24 protein-coding genes are annotated in these 24,352 nt (G+C 34.2%); 19 read left to right on the plus strand and 5 right to left on the minus strand.

What is annotated here, in order from left to right; all coding sequences use genetic code 11:
- The first annotated feature begins 2 nt into the window (after nt 1-2).
- Nucleotides 3-980, plus strand: coding sequence for a hypothetical protein (locus tag CGC49_RS00370; protein WP_095911601.1), 978 nt, complete (start codon nt 3-5; stop codon nt 978-980).
- Between the two features lie 75 nt (nt 981-1,055).
- Here CGC49_RS00370 and CGC49_RS11325 read toward each other — a convergent pair whose 3' ends face one another.
- Together CGC49_RS11325 and CGC49_RS00380 are read right to left on the minus strand one after the other, a co-directional pair.
- Nucleotides 1,056-1,187 carry a hypothetical protein gene (locus tag CGC49_RS11325; RefSeq protein ID WP_255318320.1) on the minus strand — a complete coding sequence of 44 codons (132 nt, stop codon included), beginning with the start codon at nt 1,185-1,187 and terminating at the stop codon, nt 1,056-1,058.
- 235 nt (nt 1,188-1,422) lie between these two features.
- Complete coding sequence (locus CGC49_RS00380) at nt 1,423-3,582, minus strand: S9 family peptidase (RefSeq protein ID WP_095911602.1); 2,160 nt, start codon at nt 3,580-3,582, stop codon at nt 1,423-1,425.
- Between the two features lie 279 nt (nt 3,583-3,861).
- On the opposite strand from CGC49_RS00380, the gene CGC49_RS00385 reads away from it, so the two are divergent.
- From CGC49_RS00385 to CGC49_RS00395, 3 genes are read left to right on the plus strand one after another with little or no spacing between them, the layout of a single operon-like run.
- Nucleotides 3,862-4,629: a 3'-5' exonuclease gene (locus tag CGC49_RS00385; protein ID WP_042009481.1), complete on the plus strand. Its 768-nt coding sequence runs from the start codon at nt 3,862-3,864 to the stop codon at nt 4,627-4,629.
- Between the two features lies 1 nt (nt 4,630).
- Nucleotides 4,631-5,248, plus strand: a complete 618-nt coding sequence (locus CGC49_RS00390) for a DUF4230 domain-containing protein (RefSeq protein ID WP_095911603.1) — start codon at nt 4,631-4,633, stop codon at nt 5,246-5,248.
- A gap of 14 nt (nt 5,249-5,262) precedes the next feature.
- A complete protein-coding gene (locus CGC49_RS00395; protein ID WP_095911604.1) occupies nt 5,263-5,874 on the plus strand; it encodes a fumarylacetoacetate hydrolase family protein in 612 nt (203 codons plus the stop codon).
- Between the two features lie 13 nt (nt 5,875-5,887).
- Here the strand turns inward: CGC49_RS00395 and CGC49_RS00400 are convergent, their stop codons facing one another.
- Nucleotides 5,888-6,751 (minus strand): lysophospholipid acyltransferase family protein, encoded by an 864-nt coding sequence (locus tag CGC49_RS00400; RefSeq protein ID WP_042348190.1) that lies wholly within the window; start codon nt 6,749-6,751, stop codon nt 5,888-5,890.
- A gap of 57 nt (nt 6,752-6,808) precedes the next feature.
- On the opposite strand from CGC49_RS00400, the gene CGC49_RS00405 reads away from it, so the two are divergent.
- From CGC49_RS00405 to fbaA, 9 genes are all read left to right on the plus strand, one after another.
- Nucleotides 6,809-7,450, plus strand: a complete 642-nt coding sequence (locus tag CGC49_RS00405; RefSeq protein WP_095911605.1) for a rhomboid family intramembrane serine protease — start codon at nt 6,809-6,811, stop codon at nt 7,448-7,450.
- Nucleotides 7,451-7,515: 65 nt separating this feature from the next.
- Nucleotides 7,516-8,181 carry an SIMPL domain-containing protein gene (locus CGC49_RS00410; protein WP_095911606.1) on the plus strand — a complete coding sequence of 222 codons (666 nt, stop codon included), beginning with the start codon at nt 7,516-7,518 and terminating at the stop codon, nt 8,179-8,181.
- A 168-nt stretch (nt 8,182-8,349) separates the two neighbouring features.
- Nucleotides 8,350-9,441, plus strand: coding sequence for a redox-regulated ATPase YchF (ychF, locus tag CGC49_RS00415; RefSeq protein WP_095893115.1), 1,092 nt, complete (start codon nt 8,350-8,352; stop codon nt 9,439-9,441).
- Nucleotides 9,442-9,706: 265 nt separating this feature from the next.
- Nucleotides 9,707-10,801, plus strand: coding sequence for a Nif3-like dinuclear metal center hexameric protein (locus CGC49_RS00420; RefSeq protein ID WP_095911607.1), 1,095 nt, complete (start codon nt 9,707-9,709; stop codon nt 10,799-10,801).
- A 6-nt stretch (nt 10,802-10,807) separates the two neighbouring features.
- Entirely contained in the window at nt 10,808-11,593 is a 786-nt protein-coding gene (locus tag CGC49_RS00425; RefSeq protein WP_042009469.1) for a zinc ribbon domain-containing protein, read from the plus strand.
- Between the two features lie 471 nt (nt 11,594-12,064).
- Nucleotides 12,065-13,618 (plus strand): flotillin family protein, encoded by a 1,554-nt coding sequence (locus CGC49_RS00430; RefSeq protein ID WP_042009467.1) that lies wholly within the window; start codon nt 12,065-12,067, stop codon nt 13,616-13,618.
- Between the two features lie 243 nt (nt 13,619-13,861).
- Nucleotides 13,862-15,013: a tetratricopeptide repeat protein gene (locus CGC49_RS00435; protein WP_095911608.1), complete on the plus strand. Its 1,152-nt coding sequence runs from the start codon at nt 13,862-13,864 to the stop codon at nt 15,011-15,013.
- A gap of 136 nt (nt 15,014-15,149) precedes the next feature.
- Complete coding sequence (locus CGC49_RS00440; RefSeq protein WP_095893117.1) at nt 15,150-16,145, plus strand: C40 family peptidase; 996 nt, start codon at nt 15,150-15,152, stop codon at nt 16,143-16,145.
- 128 nt (nt 16,146-16,273) lie between these two features.
- Entirely contained in the window at nt 16,274-17,341 is a 1,068-nt protein-coding gene (gene fbaA / locus CGC49_RS00445; RefSeq protein WP_042009466.1) for a class II fructose-bisphosphate aldolase, read from the plus strand.
- A gap of 84 nt (nt 17,342-17,425) precedes the next feature.
- Here the strand turns inward: fbaA and CGC49_RS00450 are convergent, their stop codons facing one another.
- Complete coding sequence (locus CGC49_RS00450) at nt 17,426-18,271, minus strand: hypothetical protein (protein ID WP_042009465.1); 846 nt, start codon at nt 18,269-18,271, stop codon at nt 17,426-17,428.
- Nucleotides 18,272-18,583: 312 nt separating this feature from the next.
- On the opposite strand from CGC49_RS00450, the gene CGC49_RS00460 reads away from it, so the two are divergent.
- The 6 genes from CGC49_RS00460 (at nt 18,584) to CGC49_RS00485 (ending at nt 23,116) form a co-directional block, all read left to right on the plus strand.
- Entirely contained in the window at nt 18,584-19,285 is a 702-nt protein-coding gene (locus tag CGC49_RS00460) for an IS1 family transposase (protein WP_095911610.1), read from the plus strand.
- Nucleotides 19,286-19,454: 169 nt separating this feature from the next.
- Nucleotides 19,455-20,588 (plus strand): N-acetyl-alpha-D-glucosaminyl L-malate synthase BshA, encoded by a 1,134-nt coding sequence (bshA, locus tag CGC49_RS00465; protein WP_095911611.1) that lies wholly within the window; start codon nt 19,455-19,457, stop codon nt 20,586-20,588.
- Nucleotides 20,589-20,654: 66 nt separating this feature from the next.
- The gene (locus tag CGC49_RS00470; RefSeq protein ID WP_042009463.1) at nt 20,655-20,915 is read left to right on the plus strand and encodes a hypothetical protein; all 261 of its coding nucleotides are present in this window, start codon (nt 20,655-20,657) and stop codon (nt 20,913-20,915) included.
- Nucleotides 20,899-21,591 carry a nicotinamide riboside transporter PnuC gene (gene pnuC / locus CGC49_RS00475; RefSeq protein ID WP_042345205.1) on the plus strand — a complete coding sequence of 231 codons (693 nt, stop codon included), beginning with the start codon at nt 20,899-20,901 and terminating at the stop codon, nt 21,589-21,591. Before CGC49_RS00470 ends, pnuC begins: the two co-directional genes overlap by 17 nt.
- The gene (locus CGC49_RS00480) at nt 21,537-22,097 is read left to right on the plus strand and encodes an AAA family ATPase (protein WP_042009460.1); all 561 of its coding nucleotides are present in this window, start codon (nt 21,537-21,539) and stop codon (nt 22,095-22,097) included. The genes pnuC and CGC49_RS00480 overlap by 55 nt, the downstream gene beginning before the upstream one ends.
- Before the next feature lie 149 nt (nt 22,098-22,246).
- The gene (locus tag CGC49_RS00485) at nt 22,247-23,116 is read left to right on the plus strand and encodes a hypothetical protein (RefSeq protein ID WP_095911612.1); all 870 of its coding nucleotides are present in this window, start codon (nt 22,247-22,249) and stop codon (nt 23,114-23,116) included.
- Nucleotides 23,117-23,158: 42 nt separating this feature from the next.
- Here CGC49_RS00485 and CGC49_RS00490 read toward each other — a convergent pair whose 3' ends face one another.
- Nucleotides 23,159-24,187, minus strand: coding sequence for a glycosyltransferase family 9 protein (locus tag CGC49_RS00490; protein ID WP_095912646.1), 1,029 nt, complete (start codon nt 24,185-24,187; stop codon nt 23,159-23,161).
- Nucleotides 24,188-24,352: the final 165 nt, after the last annotated feature.

A 24,352-nucleotide genomic window follows, 5' to 3' on the forward strand; every position in this document is an offset into this window, starting at 1 on the left:
TAATGGAAAATAAGAAAAATTATTGGTGTTACCGAATTGACACAAGACACATTTCTTTCTTTAAAGAAGAATTAGAGCAGGGTAGGTTACGACAAGGTTGGGGTTATGACCAAAACCAAGACCTTCGCCACCCCGAACGTATTGATGCTGGTACTAAACGCAATTTACCGATGTTCCAGCGTGTAAAAAAAGGAGATATTTTGTTGGTGCCTCAGCTTCCTAATTGGGGTGAAGTTGCTGTGATTGAAGCTACTGCTGATTGGGACACTGGATATGACTTTCAAATTTCTGACCAATACGGCGATTATGGGCATATTTTCCCTGCCAAACGTATCAAATCTTTTTCAAGGCATAGCTCAAATGTTTCAGGAAATATCCGCTCTACACTTAAAAATCCGTCTCGTTTTTGGAATATTAATCACTATAAGGAAGATGTAGAGAAAATTATTACTACTGATGATGAAAAATTAAAACAAACGCAAACCTATCAAGACCGATTTGAATCTTCGGTAGTAGCAGTGTTTAACCAAACCGAATTTAGCAATCAACTATACCAAAAACTCAACGAGCAATTTACGCGTGAAGAATGGGAATATGCCTTAGAGTATGGATTAAGAGAATTATTTCCTTTTTACGAGGTACAACGTATCGGCGGAAGAGCAGAAGCTCAGCACGGCACGGATATTTTAGTTAAATTACCAAGCCTTACCTCTCAATATCAGTATGCAATAGCCATTCAGGTAAAAGATTATTCAGGAGGTGTAGGAACACAGATAATTGCTCAAATTGACAAAGCCGATGAGTTGAATAACGAAAATTTAAAACTCATTGATAAAATCGTAATTGTTACCAAAGCCGAAAAAGAGCTTAACGCAAAACTATTGGAAAATAACCGAGATGTAAAATTCATTTTTGCAGAAGATTTGAGAGAAATCCTAACAGAAATTGGGAAAAAAATCATCGGAAAATCCAATACATAAGGGTATATTAACATAAAAGCCGAAAGTATTACACTTTCGGCTTTTTTATCACTTTTTTTAGAGGAAATCTTACAATTATTTAAACTCTTTTTCGTAGCGTTTGCGGTCGTTTTCGTTTAGGTAGATTTTACGCAAACGTAATGATTTTGGCGTAACTTCCACGTATTCATTCGTGCAGTACGTACTTGGAATGAGCGTTCCACCCATGATGATGGCGAATTTGGTTGATGAGATTTATAGACAAAGGAAAAATATATTTGAAAATGAATGAAATAAAGAGAATAGTTGTACAAAGTAGCAGAAAGGGAAATTTGGTTATCAAGCGAATTTCCAAAGAAAAAGCATCTCCCTATTTTTGGAAGATGCTCTTCTAAGGAAAATTTATTCAGAAGAGGCTGTCCTTTTCGGATAGCCTTTTCTTATTTTTCTTGTTTTTATGAGATTATTTAGTTATTCCTTCTAAATCCAACATAAAAGCGTATTCTTTAGCAGTTTCTTTCAGAGCTTCAAAACGACCAGAGGCTCCGCCGTGCCCTGCATCCATATTCGTGTCGAGGAAAAGCAAATTATTATTGGTTTTCATCTGACGTAATTTAGCCACCCATTTAGCTGGTTCCCAATATTGTACTTGCGAATCGTGTAATCCCGTGGAAACATACATATTCGGATAATTCTGTGCTTTTACCTGGTCATAAGGCGAATAAGAAAGCATATAATCATAATACTCTTTTTCATTCGGATTTCCCCACTCATCATATTCTCCTGTTGTTAAAGGGATTGTATCATCAAGCATCGTGGTTATCACATCAACAAACGGAACTGCCGCAATCACACCGTTATAAAGCTCTGGAGCCATATTTACCACAGCTCCCATCAATAAACCTCCTGCAGAACCTCCTTCGGCATACAAATGCTCGTTTGAAGTGTATTTTTCAGCTATCAAGTGTTTAGAACAATCAACAAAATCGGTAAATGTATTCTTTTTGTGTAACATTTTACCGTTTTCGTACCATTTTCTGCCCAAATATTGTCCTCCACGAATGTGAGCAATCACATAAATGAAACCTCTATCAAGCAAACTCAATCGAGAAGAGGAAAAATACGGACTTACTGTATGTCCATACGAACCATAAGCGTACAACAACAACGGATTTTTGCCGTCTTTTTTCATTCCCTTACGATAAACCATCGACATCGGAATTTTTGTTCCATCTTGTGCCGTTGCCCAAATTCGTTCTTCTACGTAGTTATTTTTGTCGAAATTTCCACCCAAAACTTGTTGCTCTTTTAGCACCGTTTTTGCTTTGGTAACCATATTAAAGTCAATCACCGAAGCAGGTGTTGCCATCGACTGATATCCGTAACGCAACACATCTGTATCAAAATCAACATTTTGTGTAGTATATGCCGTATAAGTTTCACTTTCAAAAGGCAAATAATACGACTGCCCACCACTCCAAGGACGAATTTCAATCCTATTTAAACCATTGAACGTTTCTTCCACCACTAAGAAATTCTTGAAAATTTCGATTCCTTCCAAAAACACGTCCTCACGATGCGGAATAAGTTCTTTCCAATTCTCGGCAGAAGTCGCATTTTCAGCGGTTTTCATCAACTTAAAGTTCGTTGCATTGTCTTTATTGGTAACGATGTAGAAAGCATCACCATAGTGTGAAATATCGTACTCCAAACCTCGTGTACGTTTCTGAAATACTTTAAAATCGCCCGTTGGATTATCCGCTTTTAGGATTTGATATTCCGATGTAAGCGTACTTCCTGAACCAATAACGATGTATTTTCTTGATTTTTCACGATATACATAGGTATAGAAAGTATCGTCTTTTTCATGGAAAACAAGTACGTCTTTTTTGGTATCTGTACCCAATTCGTGACGATAAATTTTATCGGAACGAAGCGTTTGTGGGTCTTTTTGGGTATAAAATAACGTTTTGTTATCACTTGCCCAAGCCGCTGAACCTGTGGTGTTTTCAATTTTTTCAGAAAGAATTTCACCCGTTTCTAAGTTCTTGATTTGCAACACGTATTGACGACGAGAAACGGTATCCACACCAAAAGCTGCCCATTTATTATCATCACTTACAGAAATTCCCGCAAGTTGGAAATAAGCGTGTCCTTTTGCCATTTCGTTACAATCGAACATAATTTCTTCCGGAGCGTCCAAAGTTCCTTTTTTACGTGCATAAATAGGGTAATCTTTTCCCATTTCATAGCGAGTAATGTACCAATATCCATTTCGGAAATATGGCACAGACGAATCATCTTCTTTAATTCGAGATTTCATTTCCTCGAAAAGCGAGTTTTGAAAATCTTTAGTGTGAGCCGTCATTTTTTGATAATACTCATTTTCGGCATTCAGATAGTCAATAACTTCTTGATTCTCACGTTGATTCAACCAAAAATAATCATCGGTACGCACATCACCAAATTTTTCCAATTTGTGAGGAACTTTCTTCGCCACAGGTGGCTGAATATCTGGATATTCTGTCTTTTTCATCGTTTCGGTATTATTTTTACAAGAAGTTGCAAAAATAAGCGAAACGGCAACAATAGCGAATTTTTTTTGATTTATTTTTTTTGTCATAATATGAAAAAAAATTGATTAATAATTCCACAAAGATATAAAAAATATTGAAAAAAAGTTTTTCTGTAATTCTATTATAAGCGTAAGTCATACAAAAAAATCATGAAGACTAATTTGAGGCAAAATCTGTTTTATTTTGATTAAATGAATCATAATTTGTTTTTCTGTCGTATCTTTGTCGAGCATTCCAAATAAGAAATTTGCATTAAAATATATAATACAATGTAATTCAACTGTTTGAAACTTTATAATAAGATAAGACACATCAAATAAAAGAATATGAAATTAAAATTATCAAAACCTATTTGTTTTTTTGATTTAGAAACCACAGGAACAGATATTACCAAAGATCGTATCGTAGAGATTTCTATTTTAAAAGTTTTTCCAAACGGGAATAAAGAAAGTAAAACCTGGTTGGTAAATCCGACAGTGCCTATTCCAAAAGAAGCAAGTGATATCCATGGAATTACCGATGAAAGAGTTGCTAATGAACCTACTTTCAAAGAGTTAGCAAAAACAATCCACAACATGATTAAAGATTCTGATTTAGCCGGATTTAATTCAGATCGATTCGATATTCCTCTTCTGGCAGAAGAAATGTTACGTGCCGAAATAGATTTTGATTTAGGAAACCGCGTTACAGTCGATGTACAAACCATTTTTCACAAAATGGAACAACGAACCTTGAGTGCCGCCTATAAGTTTTACTGTGATAAAATTTTAGATGATGCCCACTCAGCAGAAGCCGATACCAATGCCACGTACGAGATTTTCAAATCTCAACTTGAACGATATGATGATTTGGGAACCGATATTAAAAAAATCAGTGAATTTACAACACGTAAGCAAAGTGTTGATTTTGCAGGTTTTATCGTGATGAACGATAAAAATGAAGAAATTTTTTCATTTGGAAAACACAAAGGGCGACGTGTGGAAGATATTTTAGCCGAAGAACCTGGCTATTTCGGATGGATTCTAAATGCTGATTTTCCTTTATACACTAAAAAAGTACTGACAGCCATTAAGTTACGTAAATTTAATTCATAGGATGAAACGATTTTTCATAGGTATGCTCACTGCGGTAGTACTTCTTTTAGGATTGAAATACATTTTCGATAAAAAAGAAGAAAAGGCAGTTTTGGAAGCCGACACAGCATTAATTCAGACCCAAATTGCGAATGTCAGCAAACTTATCGTTACTGAAGGTCATTTTTCAGAGGTAATTTCATATACAGATAGTCAGAAATATTTTTTAGATTTATTTTCATTCGACAAAAAAATACTAATTGTAGTCAATGCCGATGTAACAGTAGCATATGATCTTACAAAAATTACTTACGACATCGATGAAGTAAATAAGATAGTGAATATCAAATATATTCCTGAAGAGGAAATAAAAATATATCCAAATTTAAAATATTACGACATAAGTCAAAGTCAAGTAAATCCTTTTAATGCAGATGATGTAAACAAAATTCAGAAAAAAATACAAACTGAATTAGAGAAAAAAGTAGCAAATTCAACGCTGAAAAGCAACGCGAAAAACCGATTAATATCCGAACTATCAAACATTATTTTCTTGACACGCTCGGTCGGTTGGACGGTAGTTTATAACGATAAGCCCATTGAAAACATAACAGATTTACGAATACTTGAAAACAATTAAATATACATAAAATTATGAAAATCATTTGTGTAGGTAAAAACTATATTGACCATATTAAAGAATTTGACGGAAAACATCCCGAATCAATAGTATTGTTTATGAAACCCGACACGGCGATTCATAACACCGAATTACCCTATTATATTCCTGAGTTCACTTCCAATTTGCATCACGAAGTAGAGTTGATATTGAAAATTAATCAGAATGGTAAATTTATTTCCGAAAAATTCGCTCACAAGTACTATGATGAAATTGGTTTGGGGATTGATTTTACGGCTCGAGACATACAATCATCTCTAAAAAAGGACGGACTATCCTGGGAAAAAGCCAAATCTTTTGACGGTTCTGCTATTATAGGAGATTTTGTACAAAAATCAACACTGGATTTGACTAACATTTCATTTCGATTAGAGAAAAACGGACAAACGGTACAACAGGGTAGTTCAAATCAAATGCTATGGAACTTTGACCAAATAGTTTCCGAATGTTCAAAGTATTTCACGCTACGCAAAGGGGATTTGATTTTTACGGGAACCCCTGCTAACGTAGGACAAGTACTTGCAAACGATATTTTAGAAGGTTTTTTGGGTGATAAAAAGATGTTTTCTTTTGCTATAAAGGGATGATTCGAGAACAATTTTACATGCGTTTGAAACGGTTATGAGTCCACAGATAGTATTCAGGTTGTGAATAAATCTGTTTGTTGAGACGTTCAAAAAACATATCTGTAATTTGATAATCAGGCATTTCGATCGGATTTTCGGAAAGAACTTCAAAAGTAGTCCGATAGTACCCTCGTTTTATTTTCTCAATGTTAGCGAATACGACTACCGTATTTAACTGTTTACTAATGCGTTCCGCTCCTGTGAAGACTGGTACCCGTAATCCTAAAAACGGACGACGATAGCTTTTGGAACTGTTAGGAACCTGGTCAGCGGCAAATCCGTAACAGCAAATAAGCCCTTCGTCTTTATGTCGTTTCATTTCCGCAGAAGCCTTGTAACGCGACATCAAAAAACTTTTATGTTTCATGCGGATTTTCTGGATTAGTTTATCGAAGTACTTGTTGCTCAACGGACTATAAAGCGCATATGACGTATGTTTTAAAGAATACGCCAACGACAACAACCACTCGTAACTCGCATAATGTCCACATATGAAAATAATGCTTCGATTTTCAGTTTCGTATTTTTTGAGAATTTCCAGATTGGAATAAATCATCCGTTTTTTCATCTCTTTTTCCGACATTCCGTAAGATTTTACCATTTCTAAAAATATATCACAGAAATGTTTGTAGAATTTTTTTTCTATGGATAATCGTTCCGATTCGCTCTTAAAAGGAAAGGCAATGGATAAATTCTTACGAACTACTTTAACCCTGAATTTCAGAATTTTATATATAACAATGTAAAAAAAATCAGACAAAACGTACAATAATCGGAATGGCAAAACAGAGACTAACCATATTAAGGGAAATGCCAAAATAAATATCAATAAATTCATCAGATGTGGAAATTTCCGCAAATATAGTTATATTTGACCGAAAAAATCAAAATCAATATGCGAGATTTACATTTAATCACTTTTATTATCATAGGAGCAAACGCCCTCTTCTCAATGCAAGGGTTTAAGAACTATACTCTTTTTGAAAAATACAAATTCAATGTCCGTGATGTTCAACGAGGAGAATATGTTCGGATGTTTTCCAGTGGATTCCTACATGCCGATTGGCAACATTTGATTTTCAATATGCTAACACTTTTTTTCTTTGCCAATGTAGTTATTTACAATGTGGGAGTATTGTCATTTGTGATAACATATCTTCTCGCGCTACTCTTGGGTAATATTTTTACTTTGTATTTTCATAAAAATGAACCTTATTACTCTGCCGTTGGTGCCAGTGGAGCGGTTACGGGAATTTTGTATGCCTCCATCTTGTTTGCTCCCAATATGTTGATTTTTGTGTTTTTCATCCCAATGCCTGCCTATATTTTTGGAATTGGGTATTTGCTTTATTCCATCTATGGTATGAAAACAAGGTCAGGAAACATCGGTCATTCAGCTCATTTTGGAGGCGCTGTTGGTGGATTACTTTATGCATTAATACTCAAACCTCATTTGATTACAACTCAACCTCTATTGATTATAGGTATGTTAGTACCTATCGTCTTATTGTTTGTGTTTAGAAAACGATTGATGTAGCAAATACAATCCGTATCAAAATAGAATATTTCTTACGTGAAACAAATAATTTGAAACATACAAATATGAAATCATTTTTGCTAATATTATTTTTTATTCCTTTGACTATGATAGCACAATCTGTTCCAAGCGTAACCGTTGTGGGTGAAGGTGTTGTGACTGCATCTCCTGATATTGTATATATATCTTTAAACGTTGAAAATGAAGGAGATAATGTAAAACATCTAAAAAAAGTAAACGAAGAAGCCGTAGCCAAAGTTCTACACACTTTAGCCGATGAATTACCCAAATCTAACTTCCAAACTAGTCATGTATCCTTGAGAAAACATTATAATTATGAGAAACATATAAATAAATATTACATCTCCCAAGGCATAAATATTAAATTGGAAGATATTTCTAAGTACGAATGGTTGATGGAATGTTTATTTGAAGCAGGAGTTAATGAAATAAACAGCGTAACGTTTGATGTTAAAGATAGAGAAAAATTCATACGTGAAGCACAATCATTAGCAATTTACAATGCACGTCAAAAAGCGTTATTTTATGCCGTTAGTTTAGAACAAAACATTGGTAAAGCGTTGTTTATAAGCGAATTGAATTCCAATGCACCGCGTTTTGAAAACGTTGCTATGTTTGCAAAAAACGATGTTATGAACAGTACAATAGCTGTTGGTGTGATTGAAATTAGAGCTAATGTCAATATTTCATTTGAATTACTGAAAGAGTAATTTTTTTGTCTTTTATATTCCCTTGATTCACACGTATATAAAATGTTAAAATTTTATTGTTTTGTTGTACCATATTTTTTATTACTTTTGCAAACTTGAAAAAAAGCGTTTAGTAGCAGTGTATAGAAACATTAACTATTCACTTACCCCTAATTAAATATAACACAGATGAAAGCAGGAATTGTAGGATTACCAAACGTAGGCAAATCCACCTTATTTAATTGTTTATCAAATGCAAAAGCACAGAGTGCAAATTTTCCATTTTGCACCATCGAACCTAACTTAGGTGTGGTGAATGTTCCCGACCCACGTTTGCAGAAATTGGAAGAACTCGTAAATCCTGAGCGTGTGCAACCCGCTACAGTTGAAATTGTAGATATTGCAGGGTTAGTGAAAGGAGCTAGTAAGGGCGAGGGCTTAGGAAATCAGTTTTTAGGAAATATTCGTGAGTGTAATGCTATCATTCACGTGTTGCGTTGCTTTGAGAACGACAACATCGTTCACGTAGATGGAAGTGTAAATCCAATCCGCGATAAAGGCACCATTGATGTAGAGCTACAACTCAAAGATTTAGAAACTGTAGAAAAACGCCTTGATAAAGTAAACCGAGCCGCTAAAGCCGGTGACAAAAAAGCTGCGAAAGAACAAGAATTGTTAAATCGTATCAAAACAACATTAGAATCTGGAAATTCAGCTCGTGCTGTACAGGTGTCTGATGATGAACGAGAATTGATGGATTCGTTTCAGCTTTTGACTGCCAAACCGATACTATACGTATGTAATGTAGATGAAGCCTCTGCTAAATCTGGAAATGCATATGTGGAACAGGTTCGTGATGCTATTAAAAACGAAAATGCAGAAGTAATCGTATTAGCTGTGGCTACTGAAGCTGATATCACAGAGCTAGAAAGTTATGAAGAACGTCAAATGTTTTTGGAAGATTTAGGATTGGACGAACCAGGAGCGTCAAAACTTATCCGTGCAGCATACAAATTACTAAATTTACAAACCTATTTCACGGCAGGAGTGAAAGAAGTAAGAGCGTGGACTATCCATAAAGGGGATACTGCACCACAGGCAGCGGGTGTGATTCACTCTGATTTTGAACGCGGATTTATTCGTGCTGAAGTAATTGCCTACGATGATTTTATACATTATGGAAGCGAAAGTAAGGTCAAAGAAGCAGGAAAAATGCGTGTAGAAGGAAAAGAATACATCGTTAAAGATGGAGACATAATGCATTTCCGTTTCAACGTATAGTTACTCATACTAAGGTGTTTGACTTCTGATAGTAGAGAACTTTTCCTAAGTTTCTATGTGACAATTTGTAAATTTATGAAAGACATTGTTTCTTACCTTTAAAACTTCGCCTTTATACAATGTGTGAAATTTTTAAACATGTCTAAAAACTGTCCGAAAAGTCAGATTTTATCAGTCTTTTATAACATAATAAAAATAAGTTGGTAAAATCTGATTTATATTCAGTATTAATTTTTTGGACAGTCCTATTATCTATATAAAAATTATGAAAGTAAAGCATATCATCCAACGGTTGGAACAGTTAGCCCCTCTTGACTATGCCGAAAATTTTGACAATGTCGGATTATTGGTAGGGGATGCTGAAATGAATGTTACAGGGGTTTTGATAACCTTAGATACTACCGAAGAGGTTGTTGATGAAGCTATTAGCAGAGAATGTAACTTTATAGTTAGCTTTCATCCAATCATTTTTAATGGGCTAAAAAGTTTGACAGGAAAAACGTATGTTGAACGTGTGGTCATCAAATCTATTCAACATAATATTGCTATTTATAGTATGCACACAGCTTTGGATAATACTCTTTTTGGAGTAAATGAAGCTATTTGTGAAGCTTTAGGACTACGAAACACTCGTATATTGATTCCACAAAAGCATACAATACGTAAATTAATAACATATGTTCCTAAAAATCAATCCGATATCGTGCGAGAAGCTTTATTTGACGCAGGTGCTGGAAATATTGGAAATTACAGCCATTGTAGTTTCAATTTAGAAGGAAAAGGTACGTTTCAAGGCAATGATTCCTCAAACCCGACTGTTGGAGAGCGAAATATACTACACAAAGAAGATGAAACCCAAATTGGGGTTATCTTCCCAAAACATCTACAAAGCAAGGTACTAAATGCTTTGCGTCAAAGCCATCCGTACGAGGAAATTGCCTATGAAGTATATGTATTGGAAAATGCTCATCAACATATTGGATTGGGAGTTGTTGCCGAGTTTTCAAAACCGATGACCGAAAACGATTTTCTTTACCACTTAAAAGATAAAATGCAAACAAGTTGTGTACGCTATAGCGAACTAACGGGCAAAATGATTCAAAAAGTAGCCGTTTTAGGAGGTAGCGGAGCGTTTGCCATCGATGCTGCAAAAGCTGCAAAAGTTGATGCTTTTGTAAGTGCCGATTTCAAATATCACGATTTCTTCAAAGCAGAAAAACAACTATTACTGGCCGATATAGGACATTTTGAAAGTGAACAATACACAAAATTACTTTTATTTGATTATCTTACAAAAAAAATTCCTAACTTTGCCATTATTTTATCCAAGATAAACACAAATCCCATCAAGTATTACTAAATAGATATGACAAAAAAAGCCGAGATTACAGTAGAAGAAAAACTAAGAATGTTGTATGATTTACAACTAATCGACTCACAAATTGATGAGTTACAGAACGTTCGTGGGCAACTTCCGTTAGAAGTTTCTGATTTAGAAGACGAAGTGGAGGGTCTCAAAAGTCGCTTAGTAAAATTCAAAGAAGAGTTAGAGCAATTACAATCGGGCATTACCCAAAAGAAAAATGTAATTGAAGAGGCTAAAATTTTGATAAAAAAATATGTTGCTCAACAGAAAAACGTACGCAACAACCGTGAATACAACTCAATCACAAAAGAAATTGAATATCAAGAATTAGAAATTCAATTAGCCGAAAAACGCATCAAAGAGTTCAAGGCTCAAGTGGATTTGAAAAAAGAAAGTATCAAACAAATCGAGAACAAAAAATCAGAGCGGGAAACTCACCTGAAACATAAAAAAGAAGAATTAAATTCCATTTTAGCTGAAACAGAGAAAGAAGAGGCTATTCTACGTGAAAAAGCAGTTGAATTTGCGGAACAAATTGAAGAACGTCTACTAAAAGCGTACCAACGCATTAGAGGTAGCGTTGTAAACCGCTTGGCTGTAGTTCCTGTGGAGCGTGGAGCTTCGGGAGGTTCATTTTTTACGATTCCTCCACAGGTACAGGTTGAGATAGCTACTCGTAAAAAAATCATCACCGATGAACACAGCGGACGAATTTTAGTAGATGCAGCTCTCGCTGAAGAGGAAAAAGAAAAAATGAATGCTCTATTCGAAAGTATTAAACAATAAATAATTGATTTTCCAAAAGTTATCTCACATTCAAAACATTTTTCGCTATAGAATAACTGATAATAAATAGTTTATGAGGTAAGGGCTTGAAAATAGCCCTTACTAACGAAATTAAAAGAAGGCTTAGGGGAATCGGACCCATGAAGATTTTTCAATTTAAAATATCAAAAGTATTTGATTTTCGGCTTTCGACTTTTCGTTTTCGCAATAAAATATGAGATTATGTAAGAATGTGATATTTTTTGATGTCATTCAAAATTTAATAATCTCTTTTTTAGAGATTATTATTATTTATGGCGAATTTCTTAAAGCTAAAAGGAGATACTGAAAAATAATATTTTAAAATTTATAGTAAAGAATTCTCCCACGGCTGAAATCGATAATAAATATTGAATTTGCTATAATAAAGTAATGATAATACAAAAATGGAAGTCATAAAATCGTAATAATGAACAAATAAACTATACCATTATGGAAACATTAACTCCCATTACGCTAATTGTAATTTTTGCAATTGTCATTTTCGTGACAATTTCGTCATTAGTGGCACGTTACAAACGTTGTCCGTCTGATAAAATTCTCGTGATTTATGGAAAAACAGGAGGTAGTTCAGCCAAGTGTATCCACGGAGGAGGAGCTTTCGTTTGGCCTGTGATTCAAGACTTTGCGTATTTAGACTTACGTCCACTTTCCATCGAAGCGAATTTAACGAACGCTCTTTCACGTCAGAATATTCGCGTGGATGTACCTTGTCGTTTTACGATTGCAATCTCAACTGAAACCGAAAATATGAATGCTGCTGCGGAACGTTTGTTAGGATTGTTGCCCGAGCAAATTCAAGAGTTAGCAAAAGATATTTTATTTGGTCAGTTGCGTTTGGTAATTGCTACCATGACTATCGAAGAAATCAATTCAGACCGTGATAAATTCTTAGATAATATTTCTAAAAATATTGATAGTGAGCTTAAAAAGATAGGTTTGAAGCTCATAAACGTAAACGTTACGGACATCAAAGATGAGTCGGGATATATTGAAGCATTAGGGAAAGAAGCTGCTGCAAAAGCCATCAACGAGGCAAAAATTAGTGTTGCTGAACAAGAAAAAATAGGGGAAACAGGAAAAGCAATTGCCGACCGAGAAAAAGATACTCAAATTGCTGAAACCCATAGAGATAGAGACGTAAGAATCGCTATCACCCAAAAAGATAAAGAAATCAGCATTGCAGAGGCCAAAAAAGATGAATCAATTGGTATTGCCGAGGCTGAAAAGTTTGAATCAATAGGTAGAGCTGAAGCTCAAAGAGATAGTCGTATTAAAATTTCAGAAGCAAATGCGGTAGCCATAAAAGGGGAAAATGAAGCTAAAATTGCCATTGCAAACTCAGAAGCGTTGCGACGTGAAAAAGAAGCTGAATCGTTACGTATTGCAATTACTGCAGAGAAAGTGCAACAAGCAAAAGCCTTAGAGGAAGCATATGTAGCAGAACAAAAAGCAGAGTTAGCCCGTTCGGAAAGAGAACGCTCAACGCAAATTGCAAATATCATCGTTCCAACGGAAATTGCTAAACAACAAGCTATTATAGAAGCTCAAGCTGAAGCTGAACGCATTCGTGAGAAAGCTAAAGGGGAGGCCGATGCGATTTATGCTAAAATGGAAGCCGAAGCTAAGGGTTTGTTCGAAATTTTAACCAAACAAGCTGAAGGATATAGAGATGTGGTTGGAGCTGCTGGTGGTGATCCTACAAAAGCTTTCCAATTACTATTAATTGAAAAACTTCCTGAATTGGTTAAAACACAAGTGGAAGCGGTTAAAAATATCAAAATTGATAAAATTACCGTTTGGGATTCAGGTAATAACGAAAATGGAGCTAATTCAACAGCTAATTTCGTATCAGGGATGATGAAAACTGTTCCTCCTTTAAATGACTTGTTCAATATGGCAGGGTTGAATCTACCTACTTATTTGAAAGGTGAAAATCCTGAAGATGCAAAACCAATCGGAGGTAACGAAACGAAAGAAAAATAATAATCCGGAATTTTAAATTCTTAGTAAACACGAGGTGCTTAGAAAGTTAGAGCAAAAATCCAACTTTTTAAGCACCTCTTTTTGAATTTAATGTTAGTAAATCACAAGATGTATTATTATTATTAACTCTTGGTTGTATATTCTCGTTGTAAACTTCTGTTAATAAATAATTCTCTAAAAAATTGACTATTCAGACTAACTTTCTTACCTTTACCCATAAAATTTAAAATAAAGCAGTATTTTATGCATCATTTCTCAGAAGAAGAAAACTATTCTGTATCAAAATTCGAGTCAATGTTGAAAAAAAATCATATTTCTTTCTTTGATGTTGATGAATTTGAAGAAATTGTAGAATATTATTTAGAATTAGGTAAGATGACTAAGGCAAAACATGCTTTGCAAATTGGTCGAAATCAACACCCGTCAGCAAGTTCGTTAAAACTCTTTGAGATTGAAGTAATGATTTTTGAAGATAATTTGCAACAAGCATCGCATTTACTTGCCGAACTCGAAGCAGTAGAACCTTATAATTCAGAGGTTTATGTGCAGAAAGCGAATCTTTATTCCAAACTTAATGACCATGAAAAAGCTATTGAACTCTTGAAATTCGCCTTGCCTCTGACAGATGATTTGGTGGATATTTATGCTTTAATAGCTATGGAATACTTATTCATTGAAAATTATGAAAAGGCCAAAAAATACTTTAGAAAATGTTTAATGGAGGATATTGAAGATTATATGTCATTGCAGCAACTGCTATTCTGCTATGATATCTTGGAAGAAAATGATGAAGCAATTTCTTTTTTAAATGCTTACTTAGACAGAAATCCATATTGTGAAGTAGCTTGGCATTACCTTGGAAAACAACATCTTATCAAAGAAAATTTTACGGAAGCCTTAAATTGCTTCAATTTTGCTATCGCAAGTGATGACACTTTTACAGGAGCATATTTCGAAAAAGCTAAGGTATTGGAAAAGATGCAAGACTATATCCAAGCTATTGAAAATTACAAAATTACACTCACATTGGACGATGCTTCTCCTTTAACTTATTTACATATAGGACGTTGCTATGAAAAAATGAACGATTGCTTAATGGCTGAACGCTACTATCTGAAAGCCGTTCATGAAGACCCTCAATTGAGCAAAGCATGGGTTACGTTATCCGATTTTTATTACAAACAGAAAAACTATGAAAAGGCTTTGAAATATATCAATAAAGCACTGCTTATTGAAGATGACAATTTTCATTATTGGAGACGTATGGGAGAAATATGTACCATTATAAATGACTTAAAATCATCTGAATACGCCTTTAAACAAGCTATTCATTATGGAGATAATTCAATGAGTACGTTTGCTCATCTGACGAATTTATTACAGTCAAAAAAGTAAAAAATAACTACGAAGAGGCTATATAAAACATTAAATTTTCTATACTATGTCCTTTTTAGGGAATACGATGCCTATCTATATTTTGAAAATGTAGGTTTTAACCAGTAATTTTGACAATTATCCGAAACAACTGAAAATGAATAAACAAATAATACTATTCTGCATGATATGTGCTATAAAATTTAGTTTTCTTACGGCACAAAATTCTTCAGAAAACTGCGAACCTATTGAAGGGAAAACATGGGGTGTAGTCTATAATTCTGTAGGGAAAATACATGCTGAAAGTAATCATCGTAGCGAAATAGTTACTGAAGTGCTATTAGGAATGCCAGTAATGGTTTTGAATAGAGATAAAGGTTGGCGAAAAATCAAAACCTCTGAGGGGTATGTAGGTTGGATTTCAGAATCTATTGTTGAAATGACGCACTCGGAACTAAAAGAATATAATCAAAAGAGGAAAATTATCGTTACCAGTCTCTACACCCATTCTTATAAAGAAAATTCATTGAAATCGGCTATTATTTCAGATTTAGTGATGGGAAATATATTAGAAGTGAAAGGTCGTAAAGGAAATTTTTTCAAAGTAATATATCCTGATGGAAGAGAAGCATACATCAAAAAGAATGATGCTGTGCATTTTGATAAATGGCTGAATAATATAAAGTTAACAGAACAAAGCATTGCGTCATTAGCTCAACAAATGGCGGGTATTCCGTATGTTTGGGGAGGTACTTCTTCCAAAGGATTGGACTGTAGTGGATTTACCAAATTGATTTACTTTATGCATGGGGTAATCCTTTTACGAGATTCATCACAACAAGTAAAAACAGGAAAATTGGTCGATGAAAAGGGTGATTTTTCTAAACTTCAAGTGGGTGATTTGGTATTTTTCGGAACAAAAGCCGATGAGTCACAACCTCAAGAGCGTGTAACTCACGTAGGAATATATCTCGGAAACGGTAGATTCATACATGCTTCGGATTATGTCAAAATAGCAAGTTTTTATCCACATGACCCTTTGTACGACGCTTTTAATACCAACCGATACTTGCGTACAAAACGCATACTAGGCTCTATAAATTCCTTTGGTATTGAATACGTTAGAGAAAATGAATTTTACACAAAAAATTAGACATGTTTATTTTTATAAATCTGCTTAAAAAGGAAAATAGAATTTGTGTTTGATTATATAATCAAAAATTCATATCTTTGTTACGATTTTTGAAAATAGTACTATAATATTAATTTTTTATATAACAGATGGCACATAACATTAAACCAGGCGTAATCGTTGGAAAACAAGTACAAGAAGTTTTTCAATATGCCAAAGAAAAAGGATTTGCTTTACCAGCTGTCAATGTGGTAAACTCAAGTACAATTAACGCTGTAATGGAAACAGCAAAAGAAATGAATGCACCTGTAATCATCCAGTTTTCAAATGGAGGAGCTATTTTTATGGCAGGAAAAAGTTTGTCAAATGAAAACCAAAAAGCAGCCATTGCTGGTGCAGTTGCAGGAGCAAAACATATTCACCAATTAGCGGAAATTTACGGAGTTAGCGTTATTCTTCACACGGACCATTGTGCTAAAAAATTACTCCCTTGGATTGATGGGTTGTTGGATGCTTCTGAAAAGCACTTTGCAGAAACGGGTAAACCTTTATTCAGTTCGCATATGATTGATCTTTCGGAAGAGCCTCTGAATGAAAATATCGAAATTTGCAAAAAATACCTTGAAAGAATGAGTAAGATGGGTATGACATTGGAAATTGAATTAGGAATTACAGGTGGTGAAGAGGACGGTGTGGATAACTCGGATGTAGAATCTTCAAAACTTTATACGCAACCTGAAGAGGTAGCTTTTGCCTACGAAGAGTTATTGAAAGTAAGCCCACAGTTTACCATAGCAGCTGCTTTCGGAAATGTTCATGGAGTTTACAAACCAGGAAACGTAAAATTGACACCAAAAATTTTGAAAAACTCTCAAGAATACATCTCTAAAAATTATAATGTTCCTCACAACACAGTTGATTTCGTTTTCCACGGAGGTTCTGGTTCATCAGTAGAGGAAATTCGTGAGGCAATTTCTTACGGAGTAATTAAAATGAATATTGACACTGACTTGCAATATGCTTTTACAGAAGGAGTTAGAGACTACGTTTTAGCTAAAAAGGATTATCTAATGAGCCAAATTGGAAATCCAGAAGGTGAGGAAGTACCTAATAAAAAATATTACGATCCACGCGTATGGCTTAGAGAAGGCGAAAAAACGTTTGTAGCTCGTTTGAAAAAAGCGTTTGAGGATTTGAATAATGTAAACACCTTGTAATTTTCTGCTATAATAATTGAAGTTGTCCGAAAGTAGAATCTTTATGATTCTTATTTTTCGGACAACTTTTTTCTTTTCGGGAAACTACAATCTGAATATTCCTCCAAAAGCAATGATTGTTTCAAAGAAATAAAAGGTCTGATTAGCTTTATCGGCTATATCATAAGTTGTTCGAATATCGTACATGTTGATGTATCCTCCTTTTAACTCTCCAATAATCATAAAATGTTTAAAAAACACTAAATGTAATCCTGCTTTAGCACTTACTCCAACCCCTGCAATATGGAATTGATCATAACGCTCCTTGTTCATCAATTTGGTATTGGAACGAGGGTACAATGCTCCTATGCCAATTCCTTCGGTCAGATTTGCTTGAAAAAAATCAGTGTTGCGAATACCAAACCAACGTGAAATATCATCAACACGAGAGGCTTCAATTGTTACATAATTCAGTCCGTCTGTATGTTCAAATGTAAGAAAATCCTCTGTAAGTTGTTTATCAACATTGTTATAAACGCCGTCATGAATTGTACCTGAGTTTCTAATGTACCCATTCATTTTTACAGTTTGATCTTGTTTCATAACATACTTCATGTGGTCAACCCCTGCTGAAATGGCATAATTATTATTTATAAAGTACCCAATACGAGCATTGGTTTGAGGAATAGTCATCCGAAGTGGATTGATATAATCAATGTGCCAACCTTTTGGACGGTCAATGGCAGCTACATCCTTAATTGTGAAATCATAATTTTCTCCTTTAAATTGAATGTCAGATTTGGAATAATAACCGCGATTTCCTCCCCAAAAAATAAAAAATTTCCCTTTGTTATTTGCTGTGTACAAATCAGGGGAAGGATTTTGAGTTTGAGCCGTCCCTAAGAAGAAAGTCATTCCTCCTAAAATAAAACAAAAAATATTCTTTTTCATTGCTTAAAACTATATTAAATTGGGCGACAAAAATATCCCTTTTTTGTGTAACAAAAAAACTCATCCTCTTTTTTTTCACAAGAGGATTTTTCTATAAATCTCTATCTACAGAACAACTGAATACTTCTAAGGTTGAAATTCATTTGGTTACCGAAATTTTGAATATTTTATGGAATTTAGAAATTATGAAAACATAAACTCTCGAAAGAAAGACAAGACTTCTAAACTTACATTTAATTTTTTGGTCGTGTTTTAAAAAGTATGATGGTATAAAAATTTGACAATCAGGGAATAAAGTTGTATTTTTGTTGAATGCTAATAACAATTAAACTCCATTGCCCCAATTGTCAAAGCACAAAGATAGTCAAAAATGGGAATAAAAAGAACAAAAAACAAAACTATCTTTGCAAAACCTGTAAACGCCAATTTATCGGCGATCATAATCTGACCTACAAAGGTTGGGCTTCGCATATTGCTGCGAAAATTCTCTTGCTTTTGGCAAGAAATGTAGGTATTCGTGATATTGCTGAAATTGAAAAAGTTAGCATCAAAAAAGTACTTTCGGTTTTGGTAAATTTCAATCGAGAAATCAAACCCAAACAAAACAAATACAAATCGTTACAAGTTGATGAACTTTGGACTTTTGTGGGAAAAAAGAAGAATAAAAAGTGGTTGATTTATGCTTATTCTGCTGAAACAAAGGAAATTGTAGCGTGGGTATGGGGCAAACGAAACATAAAAACAGCCCAAAAACTTCGTGAGAAATTGAAGAAATTGGGCGTTAGTTTTGATGAGATTTGTACAGACAATTGGGAAGCTTTTGCGTCTGTTTTTCAAGAATATACACATAAAGTAGGTAAAAAATACACTACTGATATTGAAGGAAACAACACACTTTTGAGACATCGGATACGCCGAGCGGTGAGGAAAACTTGTTGTTTTTCAAAAAAGTTTGAAAACCATATAAAAGCCTTTGAAATTGTGTTTTTCTACATCAATTTTGGGTGGATTTGAGTATCATACTTTGGGAAACACTACCAATTTTTTAAATTACACTTGAAGAAACTAATAAGAAACCTAGATACTTTGCTTTTAGCCATACGGAAAAATAAAATACTAAGAAAAATTTCTGCTATATCGACATTTTTTTCTACTTTTACGCTTTGGAATAAAAACATTCAAAATGAATATAGCAATCGTATGTTACCCAACCTTTGGAGGGAGTGGGGTAGTAGCTACTGAATTGGGATTAGTATTGGCTCGTAAAGGACATCAAGTGCATTTTATAACGTACAGTTCTCCTGTGCGTTTGGATTTTTTAGAGGCAAATATTCACTTTCACGAAGTGCATGTGGAGGAGTATCCGTTGTTTCTTTATCAACCGTACGAATTAGCATTGTCAAGCAAAATGGCTTATGTAATTAAAAATTATAATATAGATATTTTACATGTACATTATGCTATTCCGCATGCTTACGCAGGATATATGGCAAAGCAGATGCTTAAAAAAGAAGGTATTGATATTCCGATGGTCACCACGCTTCATGGTACAGACATTACCTTAGTAGGAAATCATCCAAACTATAAACACGCTGTTACATTTAGTATTAATGCTTCGGATGTAGTAACTTCAGTTTCAGAAAGTTTGAAGCAAGATACATTACGACTTTTTGAGATAGAAAAAGATATAGTTGTGATTCCGAATTTTATTAGTGTAGAAAAAGAAACTAATATTATCCCGTGTAAACGCTCTATTATGGCAAAAAAAGAAGAGCGTATCATCACGCATATTAGCAACTTTCGCCCTGTGAAACGTATTTCGGACGTGGTAAATGTTTTCTATCGTATCCAGCGAAAAATACCAGCCAAACTTATCATGGTGGGAGACGGCCCTGAAAAGGAACATGCGGAGTATCAATGTAAACAACTCGGAATTAAAGACAAAGTACTTTTTTTAGGAAACACACTTGACATAGACCGTATTTTATGTATGTCCGATTTATTTTTACTTCCCTCAGAATCAGAGAGTTTTGGACTTTCAGCATTAGAAGCAATGGTATCGGGCGTACCTGTAATTTCCTCCAATGCAGGTGGGTTACATGAGGTGAATGAAAACGGTTTTTCAGGATTCTTAAGTCCAATTGGTAATGTCGATGATATGAGTAAGAACGCTATTTATATTTTGGAAGATGAAGAACGCTTACAACGGTTTAAACAACAAGCTAAGATATCAGCCTCTCGTTTCGATGAACGAAAAATTATACCTATCTATGAAGAATTATACGAGAAAACTATACGAAGCCGAGAGTCTCAGTAAGTGAAAAAATATTTAGCAATCAGAAAGATTTATAATATAACAAAGTCATAAACAGAAGAGAAAAAAATGAAAATATCAGTAGAACTAACATTCAGTCCACTACAGAACGATTTTGAACAACCAATAATTCATTTTATCAAGAAACTACGAGCTTCAGGATTAACAATACTTGAAAATCCGTTAAGTACACAAGTTTATGGAGACTATGATCAGGTGATGAGGGTACTTATGGTAGAAATTAAAGAAGCGATGGAACTCGTAGATATAGGACTGATGTATATGAAAATAGTTAAGACCGACAGACATGACTATGAACCTCATTTTTGATTGGTTTTTTTCTCAGTATAAAGGTATTGATACCCATTTGATTGTATTAGAGATTATTGGGGTAATTTTTGGATTTCTCAGCGTGTGGTTTGCCAAAAGAGGAAATATTTGGGTATATCCTACTGGGATTATTAGCACATTGATATTCACGTACTTACTTGCTGTTTTTACTCTATGGGGAGATATGCTTATCAATTTTTACTATACCATAATGAGTATTTACGGATGGATACTGTGGACAAAAAGCAGTAAAGATCACATTCATGTGGATGTTTCTAAAACTACTCGGTATGATGTACTTGTTTGTTCTCTGTTAGCTCTATTCAGTTTCGTACTAGTCACAACGGTGTATTACCTAAAACCCTATATCCAAAATGGATTTTCAACAAAAAATATTGTCATGGGTTTTCAGTATTTTAGTTGGGTAGAGTGCGTAGATATTTTTACTACGGCGATATTTTTAGTAGGAATGTGGCTCATGGCGAAACGCAAGTTAGAAAACTGGATTTTTTGGATAATTGGCGATGTAATTTCTGTTCCTGTTTACGCATATAAAGGGCTGTTTTTCACTTCGTTTCAGTATTTATTATTCACAGTAATAGCTATTTTTGGATACATTGAATGGAAAAAAAACTTAAACAAACAGCAACGAACATCTGTCGAGTTACATTCGTAGGGCCTGAATCAACGGGGAAAACAACTATCAGTCAGGCTTTGGCTCAAAAGTACCAAACGGAATGGGTACCTGAGTTTATGCGTACATATTTACAACAAAAATGGGACGAAAAACGAGAAGTTTGTGATTGGGAGGATTTACTTCCTATTGCAAAAGGACAGATGGTTATGGAAAATGAATTGATCAAAAAAGCAAACGAATTTATTTTTTGTGATACTAACTTGTTTGAATTGATGACCTATTCCTATATTTATTACGGAAAATGTGATCCTTTAATTGAGAAGTATGCCATTGATAATCAATATGATTTCATTTTTCTAACCTATATTGATGTTCCTTGGTTGCCCGATGATTTACGTGACAAACCCAACGAAAGGGAATATATGTTTCAGCAATTCAAACAAATGCTCAACCAACATAAAAAATCGTATATACTTTTAGAAGGAAACCACGAGCAACGGATGAAAAAAGTAATTGATACTATCGATAACTATTCTTGTTTGTAATTTCCGAAAGCATTACTTCTTGTAAGCTGAATCTAGGAATAGAACCTAAGAGCCTTAAATTGATTTGTTTTACATTAATAATTAGAATTATGCGAATAGTTTTGAGTTTATTTCTTTTTTTTATAAACTGTACATTTACACCCAAAAACATGAATATTTCCATAGAAAACATCCAAACAATAGTTGACTTCCCGAGTGGTTCGGGAGTAGCATATATAAATAATAAAATATATGCCATAGGTGACGACTCTCCCTACTTATACGTTATTAATTCTGATTTTAAGTTAGATAAAAAGATTCTTTTATATGAAGAAAATCAAGAAAACTTCAAAGGAAATCGTATTAAAAAGAAAAGAAAAATGGATTTCGAAACTTTAGAAGTAATTTCGGAAAAGGAATTAGTAATTTTTGGTTCGGGATCCAAGTCTCCTCAGCGTGATATGTTTTTTCGAGTGCTTTTAGATAAAAATATCATCGTCGAAAAATACTCAATTTCAGATTTTTATGACCTTATTAGAAATAGTGATTTACTGAAAAATGAAGAACTTAACATCGAAGCTACAGCCTTTGCTAATGGTTTTTTGTACCTGTTTAACAGAAGTAATAATGTTATCATTAAAGTCTTTTATCAGAATTTTTTGGAGAGTTTAAAAACTCAAGAAAAACCAAATCTGAGTTACGTACGAGTACCTTTGCCTTCCATTGAAGGGGTAGAAGCAGGTTTTTCGGGAGCTACTATTTTGAGAGACCAAACATTCGTTTTCACAGCTTCAGTAGAAGCTACGGATGATGCTTACAATGATGGGGAAATCATGGGAAGTCTTATCGGATTGTTAGATTTTTCTGATTTTGAAAAACCTAAAGTGCTGAAATTTAGAAATATATCTAACTTGGAAAAAAACTTGAAAGTAGAGTCGGTTGCGGTCATTTCGACTTCAGCAAAGGATTCTGAATTGGTGCTTATTACAGATGACGATCAAGGGAATACAGAACTGATAAAAGTAAAAATATCAGAGTAAGCAAATGAATATAACCATATTTATCAGTCCAATATATAGCCTTTATTCCTCAAGAATCTCTTTTACTTTTCTCAAAATATCTTCAATTTGTATGGTCGCGATGGCGTTTTCATAGCCTTTCGGATGTTTATTCCCATAGATGGATGTTGGGAGAAGTGGATAGAGTTTTCTATCTGCTAAAAGGGCATTTTCAACTGGTTGTTGATACGGATAAAATCCTGCATAAGGGTGAGTTACACCCCAAAGTGTAATGGTGGGTACACCGTACATAGCCGACAGGTGTGCATTGCCACTATCCATTGCAACCATCACATCAAGTCGGGAGATTAGTTGTAATTCTTCTGAAAAATTATATTTTCCAACTGTATTTTCTACATTTTTTAGTTCGATAAGCTCGTTTATTTTTTCTTTTTCATGATTTCCCCCACCAAAAACGTATATTTTACCATTTGGATAGCCTTGTGATAACTCAAAAATCACTTTTTTCATTCTTTCAAATGGATATTGCTTTCCTAAATGAGCCGCAAAAGGTGCTATTCCTATTCTTTTTCCATTAGAAAGTATATTTTTTACAGAATTTGACAATTTAGGTTGAGGAGCAAAATATTTTTTCTCTAACGAAATGGGCATGCCTAAGGTTGCAAATACGTCTGCATAACGTTCATAAGAAGGTTTTAACTGTTTAAAAATTTTGTTTTTACTTCGTATTAAGTTTTTCTTCTCTTTTCTACCCTTTTTAATCTGTTCAAAAGGAGTTCCAGATAGGCAGAAGAATAATTTTAATATATTGGTTCTTAATACATTATGTATGTCTGCAACAACGTTAATCCCTTGATTTTTTAAATCCTTGTACAGACGAAACAGACCAACAACGCCTTTGTGCTTTCCTTTCAGATCAGGAGTAAATATCTTACAATTAGGTATATGTGAAAATATCGGAGCAAAAAGAGGACGTGTAACCACAGTAAGTTCTACCTGTGGATATTGCTCTGCAAAGGCAGTAAGCACAGGAACACTAATGGCAACATCACCCATAGCAGACATTCGAATTACAGCGATATGTTTCGTCATATTTTTGATTTTTTTGAAATTAATTAGTACATTTGACACGGTGTTTTCTTTAAAAAAGAGTTTGTTTAAAAATCTTTTTTCTGCGAACTATCAGCTCCTCTTTAGAGAGGAGTGGCACAACGCATTAAAAAATCTCGACATGCTCTTTTCTAAAGATAGAGGTAC

Source organism: Capnocytophaga sp. H4358 (assembly GCF_002302515.1).
Taxonomy (GTDB): Bacteria; Bacteroidota; Bacteroidia; order Flavobacteriales; family Flavobacteriaceae; genus Capnocytophaga; species Capnocytophaga canis.